At 64.9% G+C, this 22,896-nt stretch carries 20 protein-coding genes and 1 tRNA gene; 12 read left to right on the plus strand and 9 right to left on the minus strand.

Going from position 1 to position 22,896, the window contains the following annotated elements:
* Positions 1-96 precede the first annotated feature (96 nt).
* Positions 97-1,668: a cation:proton antiporter family protein gene (locus CGX12_RS08530; RefSeq protein WP_094039463.1), complete on the plus strand. Its 1,572-nt coding sequence runs from the start codon at positions 97-99 to the stop codon at positions 1,666-1,668.
* A gap of 24 nt (positions 1,669-1,692) precedes the next feature.
* On the opposite strand, the gene CGX12_RS08535 is transcribed toward CGX12_RS08530, so the two are convergent.
* Positions 1,693-2,094, minus strand: coding sequence for a phosphate-starvation-inducible protein PsiE (locus tag CGX12_RS08535; RefSeq protein WP_094039464.1), 402 nt, complete (start codon positions 2,092-2,094; stop codon positions 1,693-1,695).
* Between the two features lie 407 nt (positions 2,095-2,501).
* Here CGX12_RS08535 and CGX12_RS08540 point away from each other — a divergent pair, with 407 nt between their 5' ends.
* The 4 genes from CGX12_RS08540 to cfa all read left to right on the plus strand — a co-directional run bounded on the left by CGX12_RS08540 (position 2,502) and on the right by cfa (position 6,474).
* Positions 2,502-3,986 (plus strand): SulP family inorganic anion transporter, encoded by a 1,485-nt coding sequence (locus CGX12_RS08540; protein ID WP_094039465.1) that lies wholly within the window; start codon positions 2,502-2,504, stop codon positions 3,984-3,986.
* Between the two features lie 13 nt (positions 3,987-3,999).
* Positions 4,000-4,854 (plus strand): universal stress protein, encoded by an 855-nt coding sequence (locus tag CGX12_RS08545; protein WP_094039466.1) that lies wholly within the window; start codon positions 4,000-4,002, stop codon positions 4,852-4,854.
* A gap of 100 nt (positions 4,855-4,954) precedes the next feature.
* Positions 4,955-5,083 (plus strand): universal stress protein, encoded by a 129-nt coding sequence (locus tag CGX12_RS19535; protein WP_232513413.1) that lies wholly within the window; start codon positions 4,955-4,957, stop codon positions 5,081-5,083.
* Between the two features lie 251 nt (positions 5,084-5,334).
* Positions 5,335-6,474 (plus strand): cyclopropane fatty acyl phospholipid synthase, encoded by a 1,140-nt coding sequence (gene cfa / locus CGX12_RS08550; protein WP_217898147.1) that lies wholly within the window; start codon positions 5,335-5,337, stop codon positions 6,472-6,474.
* A gap of 2 nt (positions 6,475-6,476) precedes the next feature.
* Here the strand turns inward: cfa and CGX12_RS08555 are convergent, their stop codons facing one another.
* From CGX12_RS08555 to CGX12_RS08570, 4 genes are all read right to left on the minus strand, one after another.
* On the minus strand, positions 6,477-8,069 hold the full coding sequence (locus CGX12_RS08555) for an ABC-F family ATPase (protein WP_094039468.1): 1,593 nt from the start codon (positions 8,067-8,069) through the stop codon (positions 6,477-6,479).
* 95 nt (positions 8,070-8,164) lie between these two features.
* Positions 8,165-8,611 (minus strand): barstar family protein, encoded by a 447-nt coding sequence (locus CGX12_RS08560; protein WP_094039469.1) that lies wholly within the window; start codon positions 8,609-8,611, stop codon positions 8,165-8,167.
* A complete protein-coding gene (locus CGX12_RS08565) occupies positions 8,608-8,988 on the minus strand; it encodes a guanyl-specific ribonuclease (RefSeq protein ID WP_094039470.1) in 381 nt (126 codons plus the stop codon). Before CGX12_RS08565 ends, CGX12_RS08560 begins: the two co-directional genes overlap by 4 nt.
* Positions 8,981-9,970: a D-2-hydroxyacid dehydrogenase family protein gene (locus tag CGX12_RS08570; protein WP_094039471.1), complete on the minus strand. Its 990-nt coding sequence runs from the start codon at positions 9,968-9,970 to the stop codon at positions 8,981-8,983. Before CGX12_RS08570 ends, CGX12_RS08565 begins: the two co-directional genes overlap by 8 nt.
* Positions 9,971-10,050: 80 nt before the next feature.
* Here CGX12_RS08570 and cysQ point away from each other — a divergent pair, with 80 nt between their 5' ends.
* Positions 10,051-10,857 carry a 3'(2'),5'-bisphosphate nucleotidase CysQ gene (cysQ, locus tag CGX12_RS08575; RefSeq protein WP_094039472.1) on the plus strand — a complete coding sequence of 269 codons (807 nt, stop codon included), beginning with the start codon at positions 10,051-10,053 and terminating at the stop codon, positions 10,855-10,857.
* Between the two features lie 48 nt (positions 10,858-10,905).
* Here cysQ and CGX12_RS08580 read toward each other — a convergent pair whose 3' ends face one another.
* Positions 10,906-11,766 carry a universal stress protein gene (locus tag CGX12_RS08580; RefSeq protein ID WP_094039473.1) on the minus strand — a complete coding sequence of 287 codons (861 nt, stop codon included), beginning with the start codon at positions 11,764-11,766 and terminating at the stop codon, positions 10,906-10,908.
* 271 nt (positions 11,767-12,037) lie between these two features.
* Between CGX12_RS08580 and CGX12_RS08585 the strand changes: the two genes are divergently transcribed.
* Together CGX12_RS08585 and CGX12_RS08590 are read left to right on the plus strand one after the other, a co-directional pair.
* Positions 12,038-12,463, plus strand: a complete 426-nt coding sequence (locus tag CGX12_RS08585) for a YbjN domain-containing protein (RefSeq protein WP_094039474.1) — start codon at positions 12,038-12,040, stop codon at positions 12,461-12,463.
* A gap of 422 nt (positions 12,464-12,885) precedes the next feature.
* Positions 12,886-12,973 (plus strand) — tRNA-Ser (locus CGX12_RS08590).
* A 45-nt stretch (positions 12,974-13,018) separates the two neighbouring features.
* On the opposite strand, the gene CGX12_RS08595 is transcribed toward CGX12_RS08590, so the two are convergent.
* Entirely contained in the window at positions 13,019-14,131 is a 1,113-nt protein-coding gene (locus tag CGX12_RS08595) for a hypothetical protein (protein WP_094039475.1), read from the minus strand.
* Positions 14,132-14,295: 164 nt separating this feature from the next.
* On the opposite strand from CGX12_RS08595, the gene CGX12_RS08600 reads away from it, so the two are divergent.
* Positions 14,296-14,934: a 2OG-Fe(II) oxygenase gene (locus tag CGX12_RS08600; RefSeq protein ID WP_094039476.1), complete on the plus strand. Its 639-nt coding sequence runs from the start codon at positions 14,296-14,298 to the stop codon at positions 14,932-14,934.
* Between the two features lie 23 nt (positions 14,935-14,957).
* On the opposite strand, the gene CGX12_RS08605 is transcribed toward CGX12_RS08600, so the two are convergent.
* Positions 14,958-16,034 (minus strand): patatin-like phospholipase family protein, encoded by a 1,077-nt coding sequence (locus tag CGX12_RS08605; RefSeq protein ID WP_217898148.1) that lies wholly within the window; start codon positions 16,032-16,034, stop codon positions 14,958-14,960.
* A 384-nt stretch (positions 16,035-16,418) separates the two neighbouring features.
* Between CGX12_RS08605 and asnB the strand changes: the two genes are divergently transcribed.
* Positions 16,419-18,083, plus strand: a complete 1,665-nt coding sequence (gene asnB / locus CGX12_RS08610) for an asparagine synthase B (RefSeq protein WP_094039477.1) — start codon at positions 16,419-16,421, stop codon at positions 18,081-18,083.
* Positions 18,084-18,351: 268 nt separating this feature from the next.
* Positions 18,352-19,632, plus strand: coding sequence for an MFS transporter (locus CGX12_RS08615; RefSeq protein ID WP_094039478.1), 1,281 nt, complete (start codon positions 18,352-18,354; stop codon positions 19,630-19,632).
* 22 nt (positions 19,633-19,654) lie between these two features.
* Here the strand turns inward: CGX12_RS08615 and CGX12_RS08620 are convergent, their stop codons facing one another.
* Positions 19,655-20,125 (minus strand): hypothetical protein, encoded by a 471-nt coding sequence (locus CGX12_RS08620; protein WP_094039479.1) that lies wholly within the window; start codon positions 20,123-20,125, stop codon positions 19,655-19,657.
* A 135-nt stretch (positions 20,126-20,260) separates the two neighbouring features.
* Between CGX12_RS08620 and CGX12_RS08625 the strand changes: the two genes are divergently transcribed.
* Positions 20,261-22,810, plus strand: a complete 2,550-nt coding sequence (locus tag CGX12_RS08625; protein WP_254918239.1) for an EAL domain-containing protein — start codon at positions 20,261-20,263, stop codon at positions 22,808-22,810.
* The last annotated feature ends 86 nt before the right edge of the window (positions 22,811-22,896 follow it).

Consider the following 22,896-nt stretch of genomic DNA (forward strand, 5'->3'; position numbering starts at 1 on the left):
TCGGGCTCCGTGCGTGGGGAATGTTGACAAGACAAAGAGTGAGGACCAGTATAGCCAACCTGATACGCCCTCCCAGACAACAATACAAAAAACACCATGGATCCTGTTTTTATCGCCATCGCCTTCGGCTGCGGCCTGGCGGTTTATCTAATTAAGCTCCCCCCCCTTATCGGCTTTCTGGCGGCGGGCTTCGTGCTCAACGCCATGGGCTATCAAAGCAACACGACCCTCGACACCCTGGCCAACCTGGGGGTGACCCTACTGCTGTTCAGCATCGGCCTCAAGCTCGATATCAAGACCCTGCTGAAGAAGGAGGTCTGGGGCACGGCCAGCGGCCATGTGGTGCTGTCCACCCTGCTGTTCACCGCCGTGCTGCTGGCGGTGAAAACCCTCGGCTTCAGCCTGGCGATGGAGCTGGAGTGGCGCCAGGCCATGCTGATGGGCTTCGCCCTGAGTTTTTCCAGCACCGTGTTCGCGGTCAAGGTGCTGGAAGAGCGCAGCGACATGAACACCTTCTACGGCCGCCTCGCCATCGGCGTGCTGGTGATGCAGGACTTGTTCGCGGTGGCCTTTCTCACCGCCTCCACCGGCAAGATCCCGAGCCCCTGGGCGCTCAGCCTGCTGGTGCTGCTGCCGCTGCTGCGGCCACTGTTCTACCGAATCCTGGAGCGGGCCGGCCACGGCGAGCTGCAAACCCTGTTCGCGGTGTTTCTGGCGCTGGTGGTGGGCGTGGGCGGCTTCGAGCTGGTCGGGCTCAAGGGCGACCTGGGCGCCCTGGTGATCGGCATGATGCTGGCTCCCCACTACAGCGCATCAAGCCTGGCCAAGTCCTTCTTCAACATGAAGGAGCTGTTTCTGGTGGCCTTCTTCCTGAGCATCGGCCTGAACGGCATGCCCACCAGCGACGCCCTGTGGATCGCGCTTATTCTGCTGCTGGCGCTGCCGGTGAAGAGCCTGCTCTACTACCTGCTCTACGCCCGTTGCGGCCTGCGCATGCGCACCTCGCTGCTGGCCACCTTCAGCCTGACCAACTATTCCGAATTCGGGCTGATCGTGGCGGCGCTGGCCGCCAAGCAGGGACTGGTGAGCAACGACTGGGTGATCGTCGCCTCCATCGCCCTGGCCATCTCCTTCGTGGCGGCGGCTCCCCTCAACAGCCACAACGAGAATATCTACCGCCGCCTGCTCGGCCGCCTCCGCCCCCGGACCCGGTTGCGCCTGCACCCGGACGACATGCCCCTGGAGCTCGGCAACGCCCGGGTGCTGATCATCGGCATGGGCCGCATCGGCCAGGGCGCCTATATGGAGCTGGAAAACCACTACCGGGGCCAGATACTCGGCATCGACAGCGACGAAAAAAAGGTGGAGCTGCTACAGAAGCTGAACATCAACGCCATCAAGGGCGACGCCTCGGATTCGGATTTCTGGGACAAGACCAATATTAACGGCCAGTTGGATTATATTTTCCTGGCCATGCCCAACCACGCCGGTAACCTCTATGCCCTGGAGCAAATTCACCAGGCCGATTTCAAGGGCCGGGTGGCCGCCATCATCCGCTATCCGGAAGAAGGCGCCCAGCTGCGCGACATGGGTGCCGACGAGGTGTTTGACATCTACGAGGAAGCGGGCAGCGGCTTTGCCCGCCATGTGATTGAACATGCTCGATGAGGCGTACCTCACGCCTCACTATGGTCAGTGTCCGCCTTCGTCCTTGTCGTAGGGGTAGTGGATATGGCCGAAGCGGATCACCAGTATCGCCAGAGCCAGCACCAGGGCGGCGCCCGCCACCGTAATAAGGCGCCAGCTGTCCATGCCCTTCATGTCCAGGATAAGGTAGCGGGCCAGGGCGACGATGGCGATATAGAGTGGAATGCGGATGGGCAGCTTGCCGGAACGCAGGTAGATGGCCACCATGGCCAGCACTTCCAGGTAGATGAACATCAGCAGCAGATCGGCCAGGGTGACCGTCCTGGCCTGCCACATGGTGTTGACCTCGATGCCCACCGCCACCACGGTGGAGATGGCCACGATAATCAGGCCGAGGTGCTGCAGCGCATCCAGCACCCTGCTCCCCAGCATACGGTTGTTGCTCATAGATTGCCTCTTTCTTGATATTGTTATTATCCGAACTCGGTCCCGGCGTCCTCTTGCTGCGCCAATATAAGCCAAGCAAAAACAGTGCCATGGGTGCCACCCGGGATGCGTCGGCAAAACATCCGGACGACCCCGGATCCGCCCTTGTCCCCGGACGGCCAGCCACCTATAATAGCCGCTGCCTAACGAACAGAGCTTATAAAAAATTAAACTTTCATGAAATTTTTGAATAAAGCGATGACACCACCCTAGCCTTCAGGCCCTTCTTTTACCGCCTCCCGCGGTGTCCCTGCTCGCCCCTGTGCGAGTGCTTTGTTTTACCCGAAAACCCGGATCCCGTACCGCTGCGCCCGTCCTTGACGCCGGCCTGGTATGGACTGCCTTTACCCATAACCGGAACAACCACAATGTTACCCAGTATCAAGCAAACCTGGTTCTTTAACGTGCGCGGCGACGTGCTCGCCGGCCTGGTGGTCGCCCTGGCCCTGATCCCCGAGGCCATCGCCTTTTCCATCATCGCCGGGGTCGACCCCAAGATCGGCCTCTATGCTTCCTTCAGCATGGCGGTGGTAATCGCCTTCGCCGGCGGCCGTCCGGGCATGATCTCCGCCGCCACCGGCGCCATGGCGCTGCTGATGGTCACCCTGGTCAAAAACCACGGCCTCGAATACCTGCTGGCCGCCACCCTGCTGTGCGGTGTGCTGCAGGTAGTCGCCGGCTACCTGCGCCTGGGCGAGCTGATGCGCTTCGTGTCCCGCTCCGTGGTCACCGGTTTCGTCAACGCCCTGGCCATCCTGATCTTCCTGGCCCAGCTGCCCGAACTGACCGACGTGACCTGGCATGTCTACGCCATGACCGCCGCCGGCCTCGGCATCATCTACCTGCTGCCCCTGGTGCCGGTGGTGGGCAAGCTGTTGCCCTCGCCCCTGGTGTGCATCATCACCCTGACCCTGGTGGCCATCGCCTTCGGCATCGATGTGCGCACCGTGGGCGACATGGGCGAGCTGCCGGACAGCCTGCCGGTGTTCCTGTGGCCGGAGGTGCCGCTCAACCTCGAGACCCTGGCCATCATCTTCCCCTACTCCCTGTCGCTGGCGGTGGTGGGCCTGCTGGAGTCGATGATGACCGCCACCATAGTGGACGACCTGACCGACACCAACAGCGACAAGAACCGCGAATGCAAGGGCCAGGGCATTGCCAACATCGCCACCGGCCTGCTCGGCGGCATGGCCGGCTGCGCCATGATCGGCCAGTCCGTGATCAACGTAAAATCCGGCGGCCGCGGCCGGCTGTCCACTTTGGTGGCCGGCGTGGTGCTGTTGATCCTGGTGGTCTTCCTCGGCCCCTGGGTATCACAGATCCCCATGGCCGCCCTGGTGGCGGTGATGATCATGGTGTCCATCGGTACCTTCAACTGGGATTCCATCAGAAACCTCAAGACCCTGCCCAAGAGTTCAAGCCTGGTGATGATCGCCACCGTGGCGGTGGTGGTCTATAGCCATAACCTGGCCTACGGTGTATTGGTCGGCGTGCTGCTCAGCGCCCTGTTTTTCGCCAACAAGGTGGGCCAGATCCTCTACGTGGGCTCGGAAAAACTCGGCGACAACGGTCGCGAATACAAGGTGGTGGGCCAGGTGTTCTTCACCTCCGCCGAGCAGTTTATCGCCGCCTTCGATTTCAAGGAGGTGCTCGACCGGGTGCGTATCGATCTCAGCCGTGCCCATTTCTGGGACATCACCGCCATCAGCGCCCTGGACAAGGTGGTGCTCACCTTCCGCCGGGAAGGCACCGAAGTGGAAATCATCGGCCTGAATGAGGCCAGCGCCACCCTGGTGGACCGTTTCGCTGTTCACAACGATCCGAAAGCAGTAGAAAAGCTGATGGGCCACTAAGAGAGGAATGACCATGACCACCAACGTACTCGCCTGTATCGACGGCTCCAGCCATGCCACCGCCGTGTGCGACTGGGCCTGCTGGGCCAGCCAGTGCCTGGCGGCACCGCTGAGCTTTATCCATGTGCTGGATAAAGCTCAGCAGCCTGGCCTGGCCGACCTGAGCGGCAGCATCGGTCTCGGCAGCCAGGAACACCTGCTGGAAGAGCTGGCCGAGCTCGATGAAAAACGCGGAAAACTGGCCAGGGAACAGGGCCGCATCATGCTCGCGGCGGCCCGGGAGCGCGCCATCGACGACGGCGTTGCCGAGCCCGCCACCCTGCAGCGCCACGGCGGCCTGGTGGACACCCTGGTGGAGCTCGAGCCCGACACCCGCCTGCTGGTGCTCGGCCGCCACGGCGAGGAGTCGGCCTCCGCCTATGCCCACCTGGGCAGCCACGTGGAGCAGGTGATCCGCGCCCTGCACCGCCCCATTCTGGTGACCCAGGGCGAATTCAAGGCACCACAACGGATCATGCTGGCCTTCGACGGCAGCGCCACCACCCGCAAGGGAGTGGAGATGCTGGCGAAAAGCCCGCTGTTCAACGGCCTGGAGCTGCATCTGGTGCTGGTGGGCGCCGACACCGACGACAACCGGGAGCAGATCAACTGGGCCCAGAACACCCTGGCCCAGGCCGGCATCCAGGCGCACGCCGCCATAGTACCGGGCGAGGTGGACAAGGCCCTGCCCCAATACCAGCAGGACAACGGCATCGATCTGATGGTGATGGGCGCCTACGGCCATTCCCGCATCCGCCAGTTGCTGGTGGGCAGCACCACCACCGCCATGATCCGCTCGGCCCGGGTGCCGCTGCTGGTACTGCGCTGACAACGCCATGACCAGGCGCCATCGTCCCCCCGGCCGAAGGCGCATTGCACTGTATCCAGGGGCCCGGCAACCGGGCCCGCCGTCAACCGGGGGAAGAATCATGATCACTCAACTGATGGCCTGTATCGACGGCTCCCGCCAGGCCGGCGCGGTGTGCGATCTGGCCGGCTGGGCCAGCCTGCGTCTGTCCGCACCGCTGACCCTGCTGCACGTGCTGGTGCTGCGCTGAACCCGTGCAGTAACCGCCGCCTGCCCGGCAACGGGCGGGAATTATTGATAAAAAGTTAAAAAGCGCAAATAAAACAACCCGGTGAAAATGTGACCTGGACTACAAAAGCCTAAAAAACTGTCCTTTAATAAAATGACAGAACACTAAAAAGCCGGCCCCTGGGCGCGGACCCTGCGTTGCAACCGTCGAGCCGGCTCCAGCTTTAATGATGGCAAGAGGTAGTCCTTATGGGTGGCGCTGAATACACCGGTGTGACGAACACCGCTTTCCTCTATCCACACTCCAGCCTGCACCGTCTGTGGCGGGAACTGCTTGCCGACGCCGGCATCGAGGTGAACGGCAGCCGCCCCTGGGACATGCAGCTCAAGGCCCCGGGGGTACCGGAGCGCATCTTCGCCGAAGGCAGCCTGGGGCTGGGCGAGAGCTACATGGACGGCGCCTGGGAGGCCCAGCAGCCCGACGAGCTGATCTGCCGGTTGCTGAAGGCGCGCCTGCACCGGAGGATACACCCTTCCCGCCTGCTGCTGCATGCGCTCAAGGCCCGGCTGCTCAATCGCCAGACCAGCAAACGGGCCTGGCAGGTGGGAGAGGCCCACTACGATCTGGGCAACGACTTCTACGCCGCCATGCTCGACTCACGCCTGACCTACACCTGCGGCTACTGGCAAGACGCCACCACCCTGGAACAGGCACAAACCGCCAAGCTGGATTTGATCTGCCGCAAGCTCGGGCTAGAGCCCGGCATGCGGGTGCTGGACATCGGCTGTGGCTGGGGCAGCTTTATGGGCTACGCCGCCGAACACTACGGGGTGGAATGCGTGGGCGTGACCATCTCCCGGAAGCAGGCGGAATGGGCCAGGGCCCGCTATGCCGGGCTGCCGCTGGAATTTCGCCTGCAGGACTATCGGGAGCTGGACGAACCTTTCGATCGGGTGGTGAGCGTGGGCATGTTCGAACACGTAGGCCACAAGAACTACCGCACCTACATGGAAGTGGCCCACCGCTGCCTGCAGAACGGCGGCCTCTTCCTGCTGCACACCATCGGCAAGAACGAACGCCATCCCCACACCGATCCCTGGATAGACAAATACATCTTTCCCAACGGAGAACTGCCGTCCGTCGGCCAGGTGGGCGATGCGGTAGACCAGTTGTTCGTGGTGGAGGATCTGCACAACTTCGGCGCCGACTACGACAAGACCCTGATGGCCTGGCACGCCAACTTCGAACAGGCCTGGCCCCGTTTCCGGGAACGGCTGGGCGAGCGCTTCTACCGCATGTGGCGCTATTACCTGCTGGCCTGCGCCGGCGCCTTCCGCGCCCGGGACATCCAGCTGTGGCAGTGGGTGCTGGCCAAGGGCGGGGTGGAGCAGGGCTACCGGCGGGTCAGCTAGCGTTACACCACGCCCTGCTCGCGCAGGTACTCCTCGTAGCTGCCGCTGAAGTCGCGGATGCCGTTTTCGCTCAGCTCCAGGATGCGGGTGGCCAGGGACGACACGAACTCCCGATCGTGGGACACGAAGATCAGGGTACCCTGGTACAGCTCCAGCGCCATGTTCAGCGACTCGATAGATTCCATATCCAGGTGGTTGGTGGGCTCGTCCATCACCAGGATATTGGGCCGCTGCAGCATCAGCTTGCCGAACAGCATGCGGCCCTGCTCGCCCCCGGACAGCACCCCCACCTTCTTCTTGATGTCGTCCTGGCCGAACAGCAGCCGGCCCAGCACGCCGCGGATGGTCTGCTCGTCGTCACCCGGCTGCTGCCACTGGCTCATCCATTCGAACACCGTCAGATCCTTGTCGAAATCGGCGGCGTGATCCTGGGCGTAATAGCCGATGGTGGCGTTTTCGGACCATTTGAACTGGCCCTGATCGGGAGCGAGTTCGCCGACCAGGGTCTTGACCAGGGTCGACTTGCCGATGCCGTTGGTGCCGAGGATGGCGATGCGCTCGCCCACTTCCACCAGCATGTTCAGCCCCTTGAACAGCGGGCCCTCGCCATAGCCCTTGGCCAGGCCTTCCACCTCAAGCACGTTGCGATACAGCTTTTTCTCCTGCTCGAAACGGATAAAGGGGTTCTGCCGGCTGGACGCCTTCACTTCCTCCAGCTTGATCTTTTCGATCTGCTTGGCGCGGGAGGTGGCCTGGCGCGCCTTGGAGGCGTTGGCGCTGAAGCGGGCCACGAAGGATTGCAGATCGGCGATCTGGGCCTTCTTCTTGGCGTTGTCGGACAGCAGCCGCTCCCGGGCCTGGGTCGCCGCCAGCATGTAGTCGTCGTAGTTGCCCGGGTAGACCCGAAGCTCGCCGTAGTCCAGATCCGCCATGTGGGTGCAGACGCTGTTCAGGAAGTGGCGATCGTGGGAGATGATGATCATGGTGCTGTTGCGCTCATTGAGCACGTCTTCGAGCCAGCGGATGGTGTCGATGTCCAGGTTGTTGGTCGGCTCGTCGAGCAGCAGGATATCGGGGTTGGAGAACAGGGCCTGGGCCAGCAGTACCCGCAGTTTCCAGCCCGGGGCCACTTCGCTCATGGGGCCGTTATGCTGTTCCAGCGGAATACCCACCCCCAGCAGCAGTTCGCCGGCACGCGACTCGGCGGTGTAACCGTCGTACTCCGCCACCTTGCCTTCCAGCTCCGCCGCCCTCATGTAGTCGTCGTCGCTCGCCTCCAGGTTGGCGTAGATGGCGTCGCGCTCATGAATGGCGGCCCACAGCTCGCTGTGTCCCATCATCACCACGTCCAGCACCCGCGCCTCTTCATAGGCGAACTGGTCCTGGCGCAACTTGCCCAGGCGCTCGTTCACATCCAGGCTGACGTTGCCGGCGGTGGGCTCCAGATCTCCGCCCAGAATCTTCATGAAGGTGGACTTGCCGCAGCCGTTGGCGCCGATCAGGCCATAGCGGTTGCCGTCGCCGAATTTGACGGAAATGTTCTCGAACAACGGCTTGGAGCCGAACTGCATGGTAATGTTGTTGGTGGAAATCAAGGAGCAGACTCACAGTTAACGAAAAAAGATGGTCCCGGGACCGCAGGGTGCCAAGGATACCGGCACCGACGGGAAAGTTCAAAGTCTGCGCGGCATTAATGGTTGGCCAGCACCGGCGCCGACACCAGGGCCGGGCAGGCACTCAGGACCACGCACCAGAAGGGGCGCTGCTGCCGGCTCCAGTATTCCGCCGTTTCATTCATGATGTCGAGCAGGGTCAGCCAGCCCGGTTGTTCGCGGCAGACGAAGCCTTCCACCTGTTGCAGGCAGAGCACGACGCCCCGCTCGCCGACCAGCTCCGGCTCGGTCAGGGCGTCGCTCAGGGCGTCCCAGTTGTGGCCGAACCAGGCCGGCAGCGTCAGGGCCCCGGCCAGCCTCGCCAGGCAATCGGCCTTGGAGTCCACCCCGGCGAAATCGATCGGATAAAAGCCGAGATCCAGCCGGCGGGCGGCCAGCTCCAGGGCCAGCAGGGACTGGGGATCCAGGCAACAGGTGCGGGCCGGCCCGGCCTTCAGCAACCGGGTCAGTTCGGTCTCGTTCATGGTCGCTCAACCTCGAGCTCGATAAAGCTGCGGTAATGGTCTTCCGTATAATAGTAGACCTCGGGCGGATCGCCGCCGGTCACCACCCGCCGGGGGCCGCGGTGGTCCAGCCCGGGCGTGTCCACCGTGTATTCCCGGTAATAGCCCCGGGGCCGGGCCGGCAGCAACCCTTCCCGGTTGTGGAAGGTGGTGCCGTCCTGACGATAGGGAAAGGGGCCGCCCCGGTCGATAAGGCGCAGGGTCTCGGCCAGTTGCGGATGGCCAGCGGAGTCATGGCCGCCCGGCCACAGGCCCTGGAGCAGCAGCGCCAGGCCGAGCAGCAGGGCGCCGCCCAGCAGGCGCGGGGTGAAGCTGCGCCGCCGCCCTCGCCTAGTCATCCTGCTCCTCCAGCACCTCGGGGTTGGCGATGTTCACCGGCCGGCCCTCGGCGTAGGCCAGGATGTTGTCGAAGGCGGCACCGAAGTAGAGCTCGTAACCGCCCTGCTCCACATAGCCCAGATGGGGCGAACAGAGCGCATTGGGCAGGGCCAGCAGCTGTCGCAGTTGCTCTCCGTCCGGCTCCTGCTCGTAGACGTCCAGGGCGGCAAAGCCCGGCCGGCCCGCATTCAGCGCCGCCACCAGGGCACCGGGTTCGAGCAGTTCGGCCCGGCTGGTGTTGACCAGCAGCGCATCCGGCTTCATCAGTGCCAGATCGGCGGCCGAGACCAGATGACGGGTCGCCTCGTGCAACCGCAGGTGCAGGCTCAGCACATCGCTGCTCGCAAAAAACGCCGCCTGATCGGGGGCCGCCATCAGGCCGTCCGTTCTCGCCTGCTGCCGCGAGGCCTCGCTGCCCCACACCTGCACCTGCATGTCGAAGGCCTGGCCGAAGCGGGCGATGCGCCGTCCTATCTTGCCGTAGCCCCAGATGCCGAGGGTCTTGCCGGCCAGGCTGCGACCCAGCCCGAGCTCGCCGTTCTGCTGCCAGTGGCCCGCCTTGAGCTCGCTGCAATAGGGCAGCAGCTGCCGGCTGGCCGCCATGATCAGGGCCCAGGTCAGCTCCGCCGGCGCCACCGGCGATCCCACCCCCTCCGCCAGGGCCACCCCTGCCCGGGTGCAGTCCTGCAGGCGGACATGGTTGCTTATCTTGCCGGTCTGGCTGATAAGCCGAAGTCGTGGCAAGCGGGCCAGCAGCTCGGCGCTTATCTCGGTGCGTTCCCGGATCAGTACCAGGGCCTCGAAGGGGGCGAGCCGCTCGGCCAACAGATCCAGGTCGTTGCAGTGGTCGGTGAACACCGTCACCTGGTGGCCGGCCAGGCGGGAAAAACAGGGCAGGCTTTTCACCAGATCCTGGTAATCATCCAGTATGGCTATCTTCATGGGCATGTCCTTGTGATTGGGAATGGGCGGCGTTTTTTTATATCATACAAGGCCTTTTTCACGTCACCCCCATGGAGAGCATGGTGCACTCAGACTATATCACCGCCGAACTGGTTGCCGAGGTGGAAGCCATCGCCCGGGACGCCGGCGCCGCCATCATGGCCATCTACGGCCGGGACTTCTCGGTAGAGGAGAAGGCCGACAAGTCCCCCCTGACCGAGGCGGACGCCGCCGCCCATCAGCTTATCGCCGATCGCCTGGCCGCCCTGCCCCTGCCACTGCCGCTGCTGTCGGAGGAAGACACCGGCCACTTCGCCGGTCCCGACGCCCAGGGGCGCTACTGGCTGGTGGATCCCCTCGACGGCACCAAGGAGTTCATCAAGCGCAACGGCGAGTTCACCGTCAATATCGCCCTGATCGAGCGGGGCCGGCCGGTACTGGGCGTGGTCTATGCCCCGGCGCTGGGTCTGTGCTACAGCGCCGCTCGCGGCCTGGGGGCCTGCAAGGTGGACGCCGAGGGTCAGCGCCGGCCCATCCGGGTGGCCGAGCATCGGGCGGGTACGCCCTGGCGCATCGTCGGCAGCCGCTCCCACGCCGGCGAAGAGATGCCGCGCCTGCTGGCCAGGCTGGGCGAGCACGAGCTGGTGCCCATGGGCAGTTCCCTCAAGCTGTGCCTGGTGGCCGAAGGGGCGGCCGACGCCTATCCGAGGCTGGGTCCCACCTGTTTATGGGACACCGCCGCCGCCCACTGCGTGGCGGAGCAGGCCGGCGGCCGGGTGGTGCAACTGGACGGCACCCCGCTCGACTACGCCCATCCCGAAGCGCCGCTCAATCCCCACTTTCTGGTGCTGGGCCAGAGCGAGCAGGACTGGACCGCCCTGTTCTGATACCACAAGGCCGGGGCAACCCGGCCTCGGTTTACGTAGCTCCTCGCCTCAGCGGGCCACCAGCACATCGCAGGGGGGCATGCCGAGGAAGCTCATGGCGACGCTGCCGATCAGCAGCCGGCTGATGCCCTGCCGGCCATGGGTACCCAGCACCAGCAACTGGGGCTGGTGCTTGCTCACCGCATTTCCCAGGCAAACCTGGGTCTCGCCGGCCATGATTTCGGTGCTGATCCGGCTCTGGTCGTCGTCGGCCAGGAAGTGGGCCATCTCGGTTTTGACCTCGTGCTCGATGCGCGCCCGCTGGTGCTCCCTCAGGCTCTCGACCTCCAGCTGGTCATGGCGGATAAAGCCCATAAAGGGCGGATCAAACACATGCACCAGGCGCACCTGGGCCTTGGGGGCCAGCTTCAGCCCCGCCTGCAAGGCATGATGGGAGCTGCGGGAGAAGTCGGTGGCGGCCAGCACCTGACGGTAAGGCTCGTCGGGATCGCCCGCCACCATCAGCAGGGGAATATCGCAGTGGCGCAGCAGGCGCTCGGCGGTGGTGCCAAGAAAAAGGTCACGCATCGGATCGAGGTGATGCTTGCCCACGATGATCAGATCGGCCTTGAGTTCGGCGGCCTTGCGGGCCAGCGCCCGATCCGGTTTGCCCAGCAGCACGTGCCGGGCGCTGTCGGGCTTGATCTCGCCGGGCAGGCCATCGAAGAAGCCGTCCAGGGCGGTTTCCGCCGCCTGTTTCAGCCGGTGGCGCACCGGTATCTCCACCAGGGGTTCATAGAGCGTCAGGGCATCGTCCACCACGTGCACCAGATGCAGGCTGGCCTTGAGCTCCAGCGCCAGCTCGGCCGCCCTCTTCACCACCCGTTTGCAATCCTGATCCAAATCGATGGCGGCAAGCAGCGTTTTCATCTTGGCTTTCCTTCTTTGCAGAGGGAGTCACCACGGGCAACTCCTTGATTGACCTACATGAAGCATTCCCGCTTTTGGCGCCAAAAGCAAATGAAAGCCGCGCGTTGCGCCGGGAGCCCGGCATGGCGGCGGCCGGACTCGATAACCTACCGTGCAGAACGCATTGGCCGCGGTGCCGGCTTTTGATTCTCCTCGACCGCCCTTTGGTTTACACTAGCGCCCTTTCAGGCTCAATTTTTCGGGAATTTCAGTGTTAACAGCAGAAATCGCCATGCGCTGGCTCACCGCCGGCTATATCGACCATTACATCTGTGAAAGCTGCCACGGCATCCATCTGTCCGAGCTGCAGGGTCTGGATGGCGTGCTGGAGAGCCGGCTGTTCGTTGAGCACGAAGACGCCATCATCACCACCGAAGTCGAAATTCGTCCCACCGCCCTGCTGGCACTGGTGGCCGACCTGGGCCGGCTGAACATGAACTACCCCAGCCTCAAGGTGTTTGTCGACATCGTCGACGACAACCTGCCCCGCCTGATCGTGGCGGACTACCTGCATACCCAGGCCGGCCTGGAGCAGCACCAGTTCCTGTGGATAGTGCAGCAGACCATGCTGGCCACCCAGCAACTGGTGCAGGAAATCACCGAACTGGGCTTCCTGATGCAGGACGAGCCGCAGAAAATGCCTTCGGCTGTGCATTAAGCCCGCAGATTGCGCAGGCTTCGAGCACTTGCACCAGGGCCGCTTAAAAAGCCTTGAACAAGCGCCGGCAAGCCGTTACATTACGCCCCGTTCTCAAGCGGGAACCCCGGTGAAACAGACACCGTAGATAAAAAACGCATAAAAATTTGGTGAGGTGTCCGAGTGGCTGCCAAGAGGCGAAGCCGGGGTAAAAGCACGCAGCGTGCTGCGTCAGCCCGAGGACAGCAATCCGAAGACGAAAAGCCGGTGAAGCAGACACCGTATATAAAAAACGCATAAAAATTTGGTGAGGTGTCCGAGTGGCTGCCAAGAGGTGAAGCCGGGGCAAAAGCACGCAGCGTGCTGCGTCAGCCCGAGGACAGCAATGCGAAGACGAAAAGCCGGTGAAGCAGACACCGTAGATAAAAAACGCATAAAAATTTGGTGAGGTGTCCGAGTGGCTGAAGGAGCACGCCTGGAAAGTGTGTATACGGCAACGTATCGAGGGTTCGAATCCCTCCCTCACCGCCAAATTGAAACCCCGGGCAGAAATGCTTGGGGTTTTTTCATTGAGGCTCAGCCGGCGCTGCGCCCGAACAGCCCCCGGTACAGTCCGCGAAGCCCGCGTTGCAGGGTCCAGAGGGCGCCCAGGCTCCACAGCAGGAAGGATCCCAGCCACAGCAGCAGGGAAGCCATCAGCAGCGACAGCCGATAGAGGCCCTTGCCCGCATCCGGCAGCAGCCGCAGCACCCCGCGGTAGCTGCCGCGATACCCCGACGACACCTGCTCCAGCCGCAACAGCTCCCGCACCGAATCGGCCCGTCCGAGGGAGTCCATGGCTCCCCGGGCGCCGCTGTGGCCGGCGATATTGCGCACCGCCCGACCGGTGGAGGCCAACTGCCCGGCCGCCTCGGTACCGACGATGCGCCCGGCCGCCAGTGCCAGCTCGTCGAGCTCCGCCCGCCCCAGTTGCTTCAACTCCAGCCGCCCCAGGCGCTCGCCCAGCTCCCGTGCCGCCCGGCCGTCGATGGCATCCCGGCTCAGGCGGTAGAGCTGCTCCCCCAGTTGCCGGCTCATGCGGCCACTCTTGCGGGCCACCTTCAGCAGCGATACCCCGGCCCGGGCCGGCACAGTGGCGCCGCCGCTGGCCAGGCTCAGGGCGCTGAGCCCGAGGCCGGTGCCGGCTAGGGCCAGCAACAGGGGATCGTGATCCGGCCAGGCCAGGCCTTCCCGGGTCAGATCCCGCAGATCCCCCAGCAGGGTCAGATCGGTGATCACTGCCGCCGCCATGCCTTCGGCGCTGTCGGCCCGACCGGTACTGAGCCCCTGCCAGATGTCCCCGGCGGAGCGCAGCATCCGGGTCTGCCAGCGATCGGCCGCCTGCAGCCGGGTAACCAGGCCCTCGTCCAGCGCCACCCCCTGCTCCTGCGCCAGTTGATAGAGGGAGAGGGCCAGTTCCAGATCCTCCTCCTGCAGCGCCTGCTCCAGCGCCGTCGCGTAGCGGGCCGCCGGCAACCATTGCAGGCGGAACTGCACCATCAAAAGAGGGTCGCCCTGCCACCAGAAGATCCGTGCCGCGTCCCGGGCCTGAGGCAGCACTGTGCCGGCGCTCAGCACCAGGCTGGACAGCATCATCACGAACAAGAGTCTTTTTATCAGCCCCATCACCGCCGGCACCGAGTGGATCATCCTGTCCTCTATTATCGTTGTCCGGGACAGCGTTCGAAAGAGGCCGTGCAGACGGATGACGGGGCCCTCGCGCAGTATTATTTTATTTGACGCACAGTTTTTCTCTCTGGCGACCAGGGCCACTCTGGGTGTACATAGGCCGCTCCTACTGGAGGGTTTACCACTTGAATACCGAGTTGCAGCTTGAACAGACCTTTGACGAGGTGGTGGACGCCATCGCCGGACCGGGCATCGGCATCTTCCCCGGCTTCCTGGAGGGGGCACTGGTCGCGGCCCTGCGCCAGGACTTCGCCAACCTGCCCCCCTGGCAGCTCACTCCCGCCGGCATCGGCCGGGAGCAGGATCACCACACCAACGAGCGCATCCGCACCGACAAGACCCGCTGGCTCGAGGGCGACAGCCCGGCCCAGCGCGGCTACCTGGCGCTGATGGCCGGCCTGCAGCGGCAGATGAACCGCCAGCTGTTCATGGGGCTCAAGGACTACGAGTGCCATTATGCCCGCTACGACGAGGGCGACTTCTACAAGAAGCACCTGGACGCCTTTCGCGGCCGAGGCAACCGCCGGTTGACCACGGTCGTCTACCTCAACGAGCACTGGCAGCCGGACGATGGCGGCGAGCTGCTGGTCTATCCTGAAAAGGGCAAGGAAATACTGTACCGGGTGCGCCCCGAGGCCGGTACCCTGGTGTGCTTCCTGTCGGAGCAATTCCCCCACGAGGTGCTGCCGGCCCGGCGCGAGCGGCTGAGCATCGCCGGCTGGTTCCGCATCGACGATCCCCTGGCGCCGGCGCTACAGCCGTAGGCTCCGCCAGTACCGCCCCGCGCTCAAAGGAACAATTTGGCAATGTCCGCCGTGGCCCCTTTCCCCACGCTGTCGCCGTGTGCCGACAGCCAGGCGCCGGCTCGGGCCCGGCCCTGATCACGCAGCATCTCCAGAAACGACCGGCTGGTCGTCAGCCTGGATTCCATGGCCAACCGGCCCACCAGATCCCCGGTATCGATCAGGTGCATTCTGGTGCGGGCAAGACGCCGTTCCAGCCGTCCCCCCGGCCACAGCGTCTGGCGGGCAAACTGGCGCGCCAGCGCCAGGCTGTGCAGCTCACGCAGCAGGGTGCTATTGAACGCCAGCTCCTGGGTGCGATGGTGAATTTCCTCATGGGTCAACGGGAGTTGCGAATGTTCGAAGGGACTGAGCAAGACCAGCAGGATATCCGCCGAAGATGCCTCGTAGACCAGGGGAAAAATCGCCGGGTTGGCGGCAAAGGCGCCGTCCCAATACGGCTCGCCATCGATCAATATCGCATGGTGCAGGGTCGGCAGGCAGGCCGAGGCAAGCAACATGTCCGCCGTCAGCTCGGCCGTCCGGAACAGCCGCAGCCTGCCGCTATTGGCGTGAGTGGCGGCGATGAACAGTTTCAGCGGGCAGCGCTCGCGCAACCGGTCAAAATCGATTTGCCGACCGACAATATCCCGTAACGGATTGATCCCATAAGGATTGAACTGTTGTGGTGAGAACTGCCGTGTCCAATACAGCATGACCCTGATGGCGGTGGCCAGGCGCCCGCTTTCACTGTCGGCGCCGGCATTGAGCATGGGGGCACAGTCGGCGACCGCTTCCCAGAAGCGGGCCAGCGCTTCCCGCGCGCCCTCGTTGCCGCCCTGCAACAGGCCCTGGGCCAGCACCACGGCGTTCATGGCACCGGCGCTGGTGCCGCTGATCCCTTCAATGGCAAAGCGACCGTCTTCCAGCAGGGCGTCGAGTACGCCCCAGGTAAAGGCGCCATGGGCACCACCGCCCTGCAAGGCAAGGCTGACGAAACGACGCCGAGATAAATGAAACCGCATAAAAGCCTCCGAATTGCGCCAGGCTCCCGCCATGCCGCTGCAACGGTGCCTTTGCAACCATAGTTCCTCACTGCCAGCCCCGATTGGTCACCGGTGCCAGGGACTGCACGGGCGGACAGGCCTGCTACCGAAACCCATCCTTCTGTACCATAGTCCCCCCGCCCATCGCTTTGATGACAGCAACGAGACGGGGGCCCGACCAGCCGGCGGGGTCGCCGCAGCTCGGATTCCGGGTTGTCCTGCTCAAGCCTGATATTTTTAACGAATAAACAATAAAGTGATAATTTAATTATTCATTTGCCAAATAATGACACTTTAAATATTGAATCAAAATTTAACAGCCTTTTTTTATAAATTTTCGCTATTTTCGCTTTTCATCCCGGTTTGACTCTGGCAACCTGCGTTCATTCATGTAGATCAATGTGTTAAGGACAAGCCCCCATGTGTTCCATTTTCGGTATTCTTGAACTCAAATCCGATCCCGCCGCCCTGCGCAGCCGCGCCCTGGAGTTGTCCAAACTGCTGCGCCACCGCGGCCCCGACTGGTCCGGCGTCTACAGCAGCGACAACGCCATACTGGTGCACGAGCGGCTGGCCATCGTCGGCCTGGACAGCGGCGCCCAGCCGCTGCTGAACCCGGCCAGGACCCACGCCCTGGCGGTGAACGGCGAGATCTACAACCACAAGGAGCTGGAAGCCACCCTCACCTGTGGTTTCGAGTTCCAGACCAAGTCCGACTGCGAGGTCATCCTCGGCCTCTACCAGGAAAAGGGCCCCGAATTCCTCGACGATCTGAACGGCATCTTCGCCTTCGTGCTCTATGACCAGGAGAACGACGCCTATCTCATCGGCCGCGACCACATGGGCATCATCCCGCTCTACACCGGTTACGATGAAGCCGGCAACTTCTACGTGGCCTCCGAGATGAAGGCGCTGACCCCGGTGTGCAAGACCATCAGCGAGTTCCCCCCGGGCCACCTGCTGTACAGCAAGGAAGGCCAGCCGCGCCGCTACTACCAGCGCGACTGGGAAAGCTACGACGCGGTCAAGGACAACGTCTCCAGCGTGAGCGAGCTGCGCGAGGCGCTGATGGCGGCGGTCAAGCGCCAGCTGATGTGCGACGTGCCCTACGGCGTGCTGCTGTCCGGCGGCCTGGATTCCTCCATCATCTCCGCCGTGGCCAAGCTGTATGCCGACCGCCGGGTGGAAGACGACGGCAACAGCGAGGCCTGGTGGCCGCGCCTGCACTCCTTTGCCGTGGGCCTGGAAGGCGCCCCGGATCTGCTGGCGGCACGCAAGGTGGCGGATCACCTGGGCACGGTGCACCACGAGCTGCACTACACGGTGCAGGAAGGCCTGGACGCCCTCAAGGACGTCATCTATCACCTGGAAACCTACGACGTCACCACGGTGCGCGCCTCCACCCCCATGTACCTGATGGCGCGGCGCATCAAGGCCATGGGCATCAAGATGGTGCTTTCCGGCGAGGGCTCCGACGAGCTGTTCGGCGGCTACCTCTACTTCCACAAGGCGCCCGACGCCCGGGAGTTCCACGAGGAGACGGTGCGCAAGCTCAAGGCGCTGCACATGTTCGACTGCCTGCGCGCCAACAAGTCCATGGCCGCCTGGGGCGTGGAAGCCCGGGTGCCCTTCCTCGACAAGGAATTCATGGACGTGGCCATGCGCCTGAACCCGGCCGACAAGATGTGCGGCAACGGCAAGATGGAAAAGCACATCCTGCGCGAGGCCTTCAGCGACCTGCTGCCCCATGAGGTGGCCTGGCGCCAGAAGGAGCAGTTCTCCGACGGCGTGGGCTACTCCTGGATCGACAGCCTCAAGGCCATGGTGGAAGAGCAGGTCACCGATCAGATGATGGCCACGGCGGCGTTCCGCTTCCCGCTGAACACCCCGGTCACCAAGGAAGCCTATTACTACAGATCCATCTTCGAGGGCCACTTCCCCCAGGACTCCGCCGCCAACTGTGTGCCCTGCGGTCCTTCCGTGGCCTGCTCCACCCCCAAGGCGCTGGAATGGGACGAGCAGTGGAAGAACATGGCCGACCCCTCCGGCCGCGCGGTCAAGGGCGTGCATACCCAGTCCTACTGATCAGGGCGCTTGAAATCGACCCTAGGGCCCAGGCTGTAGGGTCGAATTTATTCGACCGGGCGCGGCGCCGTGGTCGGGTGGTCCACTGAAGTGAACCCTACGGCCAACCCGGCGTTCCAACCTGGCATGGCGCCGTGACGGGCTGGTTCTGTAGGGTCGAATTTATTCGACCGAGCCCGGGGCCCGATTGCCGAGGCGCCCCACCCGACTTGCCGCCTCGGGTCGCCCGGTTTACACTGCCCGCCCGTTCCGCTTTGCCCAAGAATCCATGTCTTCCCATCCCGGCGGCACCCAGGTGCTGCGCCAACAGGGTTTTCTGCCCTTTCTGATCGCCCGGCTGGCGGCGGTGTTCGCCATGCAGATCCAGGCGGTGGTGGTGGCCTGGCAGGTGTACGACCTGACCCGGGATCCCCTGGCCCTGGCCTACGTGGGCCTGGCCCAGTTCATTCCCATGCTGCTATTGCTGCTGCCGGCCGGCGATCTGGCCGACCGCCACTCCCGCAAGCGCCTGCTCGCCGGCAGCTGGCTGGTGCAGGCCCTGTGCAGCGGCCTGCTCCTGCTGCTGTCGCTCTCCCCCCTGCCGGAAGTCCGCTACTACTACGCCGTGCTGGTGCTCTACGGCAGCGCCCGGGCCTTCACCGGCCCCACCCTGCAAAGCCTGCTGCCGCAAATCGTGCCCCGCGGCCAGCTGGCCCGGGCCATCGCCGTCAACAGCATGATCATGAAGCTTGCCGTCATCGGCGGTCCCCTGGTGGGCGGCCTGCTCTACGCCCTGGGCGGCAGCCTGGCCTACGGCGTCTGCCTGGGCGCCTTCCTGCTTGCCCTGCTGCTGCTGACCCCGGTGCGGGCCCGCTACGCCGGCGGCGCCAAACCGCCGGAAGCCACCGCCTGGCACCGCTTCACCGCCGGCATCGGCTATATCCGCTCGCGCCCCGTCATCCTCGGCGCCATCTCACTGGACCTGTTCGCGGTGCTGCTCGGTGGCGTGGTGGCGCTGCTGCCGATCTATGCCCAGGAGGTGCTGATGGTGGGGCCGGAGGGACTGGGCGCCCTGCGCAGCGCCATCGCCCTCGGCGCCCTGCTGATGGGGGTGGCGCTCAGCACCTGGTCGCTCAACCGCCGGGTGGGGCCGGCCATGTTTGTCGCCGTCCTGGTGTTCGGCCTGGCCAACCTGGTGTTCGCCTTCTCCACCCTGTTCTGGCTGTCCTTCGCCGCCCTGCTGGTGGCGGGTGCGGCGGACATGATCAGCGTCTATATCCGCTCCACCCTGATCCAGCTGGCCACCCCGGACGAGATGCGCGGCCGGGTCAGCGCGGTGAACATGCTGTTTATCGGCTCTTCCAACGAGCTGGGGGAATTCCGCGCCGGCACCAGCGCCGCCTGGTTCGGCACCGTGCCCGCCGCCGTCATCGGCGGGGTCTCCACCCTGGCGGTGGCCGGCACCTGGATGTGGGGCTTCAGATCCCTGCTGCGGGTCGATCGCTTCGGCGACGTCGAGCCCCAGGCCATCCCGGAACAGCAGGGGCAGGCCGTCCGGCACCAGGCATGACAACGGCCGGCGCCATCGGAACTCAGTCGAAATACCATTCCCAGCGGATACTGGCGATGCGGTCCCCCTCCATCCGGAAGGTCACGTTCTCGGTGGTTTCGCGGGACTGGTAGCGCAGCAGTTGGCGCCCTTCCCGGGCCGGGCGGCCCAGCTCGGCCACCAGCCCTGCCCGGTCGGCGCCGACGTTCATAAAGGACGGCAGCCCCGGCTGGGGCGCGGACACCAGCAGCAGCAGCGGCATGCCGTTGGGGTTGGCCGCCGCCTCCGACAGGTAGGTCTGGACCACCAGCCCCGGACAGCGCAGGGTCTCCACCTCGTCGATAAGGCCGGGCACATGGGGGTTTTCCACCTGCCGGTAGCTGAGCTGGGGCTGCTCGCATTCCCGGGCCAGCAACTGCTCGGCGATGTCGTTCAGCCGCCTCATGGCCTGTTCCTGCTGGCTGGCGCAGCCGGCCAGGGGCAACAACAACAGCCACCAGATATGAAGTTTCATGCGACACCTCCAGGCTCTCACCAGAGCATAATCCCAGTCCGGCGCCTTTGCATCCCGGGCTGCCCAAAGGCTTCTGTCTTCCCGGGCGGATATGGTAGTGTGGCCCATTCCAAGCCACCCAGGTATCAAGCGGACGTGAAATTTCAAGACCCCGTAACGGCGGACCTGCCGGTCGAACGGCTGATGCAAACCGGGCTGCTCAGTTGCGGCCCCGATACCCCGCTGCGTGAGGCGGCCGAGCGCATGGCCTCGCGCCGCTGCAGCTCCATGCTGATCATGGAGGGCGAGCGGGTGCTGGGGATCTGGACCGAGCGCGACAGCCTGCGCCTCGACTTCGGCAATCCCCAGGGCCTGCTCACCCCCATAGGCCAGGTGATGAGCACGCCGGTCAGCCACCTGCACCTGAGCACGCCCATGTCGGCGGTGGCCGAGCGGTTTCGCGCCGAGGGCCACCGGCACTTCCTGGTGGTGGACGATCAGGGCCGGCCCAGGGGCATCGTCTCCCAGACCGATCTGGCGCTGAAGCAGGGCCTGGAGCCCTACCTCGGCCTGCGCGAGGTGCACGAGGCCATGGACGGCCAGCCCCTGACGGTGGCGGGGGCGCTGTCCCTGGCCGAGGTGGCGGCCCTGATGTACCGGCAGGGGCAGGACGCCGCCGTGGTGGCCTGCGCCGACGGCGAATACGGCATCCTCACCGAGCGGGACATGGTCCGCTTCGTCGCCCGCCATCCGGGCAACACCCCGGTCGGCGGCCTGGCCAGCCGGCCGCTGCTGACCGTGAACCGGGGCGACACCCTGCTGCGCGCCCGGGACCTGCTGATCGATTACCGGGTGCGCCACCTGGCGGTGCTGGACGACGACAACCGGGTGGTGGGCCTGCTCGGCTTTCGCAACATCCTCGATGGCGTCGAGCACCGCTACCAGCAGCAGCTGCGCCAGGCGCTGGAGCAGCGCGACCGGGCCCTCAGCCGCTCCCGCCTGAACCTGGAGCTGGCCGAACGGGTGATCGAGGCCTCCCTCGAAGGCATCATCATCACCGACGCAGAAGGCCGCATCGAGTTCGTCAACCCGGCCTTTTCCCACACCACCGGCTACAGCCCGGAAGAGGTGCTGGGCCGCACCCCGGCGGTACTCTCCTCCGGCCGCCACGACAGTGCCTTCTATGCCGAGATGTGGCGGACGCTGCGGGAAAGGGGTTACTGGCGCGGCGAGATCTGGAACCGGCGCAAGAGCGGCCAGCTCTATCTGGAGCTGCTGACCGTCACCGCCATCCGTGACGCCGAGGGGAACATCGGCAACTACGCCGCCCTGTTCACCGACATCACCCATATCCGCGAAAACGAGGATCAGATCCGCCAACTGGCCTATTACGATCCCCTCACCCGCCTGCCCAACCGCCGCCTGCTGGAGGATCGCCTGGAGCTGGCCATCCGCCACGCCCACCGCCACCAGCGCCGGCTGGCGGTGCTGTTCATCGACCTGGATCACTTCAAGCAGGTCAACGACAGCCTGGGCCATGCCGCCGGCGACGAGTTGCTGCTCGAGGTGTCCCGCCGCCTCGGCGATCGCCTGCGGGAAGACGACACCCTGGCCCGGCTGGGCGGCGATGAGTTCATCGTGCTGCTGCCCGATCTGGAAGAGGCGGACGAGGTCACCCGCGTCGCCCGACGCCTGATCGACGCCATCGGCGAACCCTTTCGCATCGGCCAGCAGAGCTTCCGTATCGGCTGCAGCCTCGGCATCAGCCTCTATCCCGACGACGCCACCGACGCCGAGGAGCTGGTGCACCACGCCGATGCCGCCATGTACCGGGCCAAGCAGGAAGGGCGCAACGGCTACCGGCTGTTCCGCCGGGACATGCACCAGCAGGAACACCGCTGGTTGCAGATGGAAACGGCACTGCGCGACGCGGTGGAAAGCGGCGAGGGCCTCAGCCTGCATTACCAGCCCCAGGTCGATCCTGCCGGCCGGCAAGTGCGGGCCGCCGAGGCCCTGGCCCGCTGGCAGCATCCGGAGCTGGGGGCGGTGTCGCCCGCCGACTTCATCCCCCTGGCCGAGCGCGCCGGGCTTATGGTGTTCCTGGGCCGGCGGCTGATGCGCATGGCCGCCGCCCAGCTGCGGGCCTGGCTCGACGAGGGGCTGACACCGGTGCCGGTGTCGGTCAACCTGTCGGCCCAGCAGTTCTGGCAGCAGGATCTGCTGGCCGAGGTGCGCGACCTGCTCTTGGATTACCGCTTGCCGGCCGGGCTGTTCGGCCTGGAGCTGACCGAGAGCATTCTGCTCGACAAGCAGCAACAGGCGGCCCGGCTGCTGCAGGCGCTGCGCGAGCTGGGCTGTCCGCTGGCCATCGACGACTTCGGCACCGGTTATTCGTCGCTCAGCTACCTGCACGCCCTGCCGGTCACCAGCCTGAAGATAGACAGATCCTTTATCCGCCAGCTCGGCGAATGCCGCAGCAGCAGCGCCGTGCTGGCCGCGGTGACCGGGCTGGCCCGGGAGCTGGAGCTGCAGGTGGTGGCCGAAGGCGTCGAAACCCCGGCCCAACTCGACGCCCTGGGCCGCTATCACCTGACCCTGGTGCAGGGCTGGCTCACCGGCCGCCCCATGCCGGCGGCCGAGTTCGCCGAGTCTTGTCTGAGCCCGGCAGCCCGGTCGGAGCGCTCCCGAAAGCTGCCGACATCCTGATCCTCCCGGCGCCGGGTCGGCGGCCCGGCTACAAGGCCACCGCCGCGCCGCTGACCCGGATGCCGCCCGCGGCCGGCACCCCCACC

Source organism: Zobellella denitrificans (assembly GCF_002237365.1).
In the GTDB taxonomy this organism is placed as follows: domain Bacteria; phylum Pseudomonadota; class Gammaproteobacteria; order Enterobacterales; family Aeromonadaceae; genus Oceanimonas; species Oceanimonas denitrificans.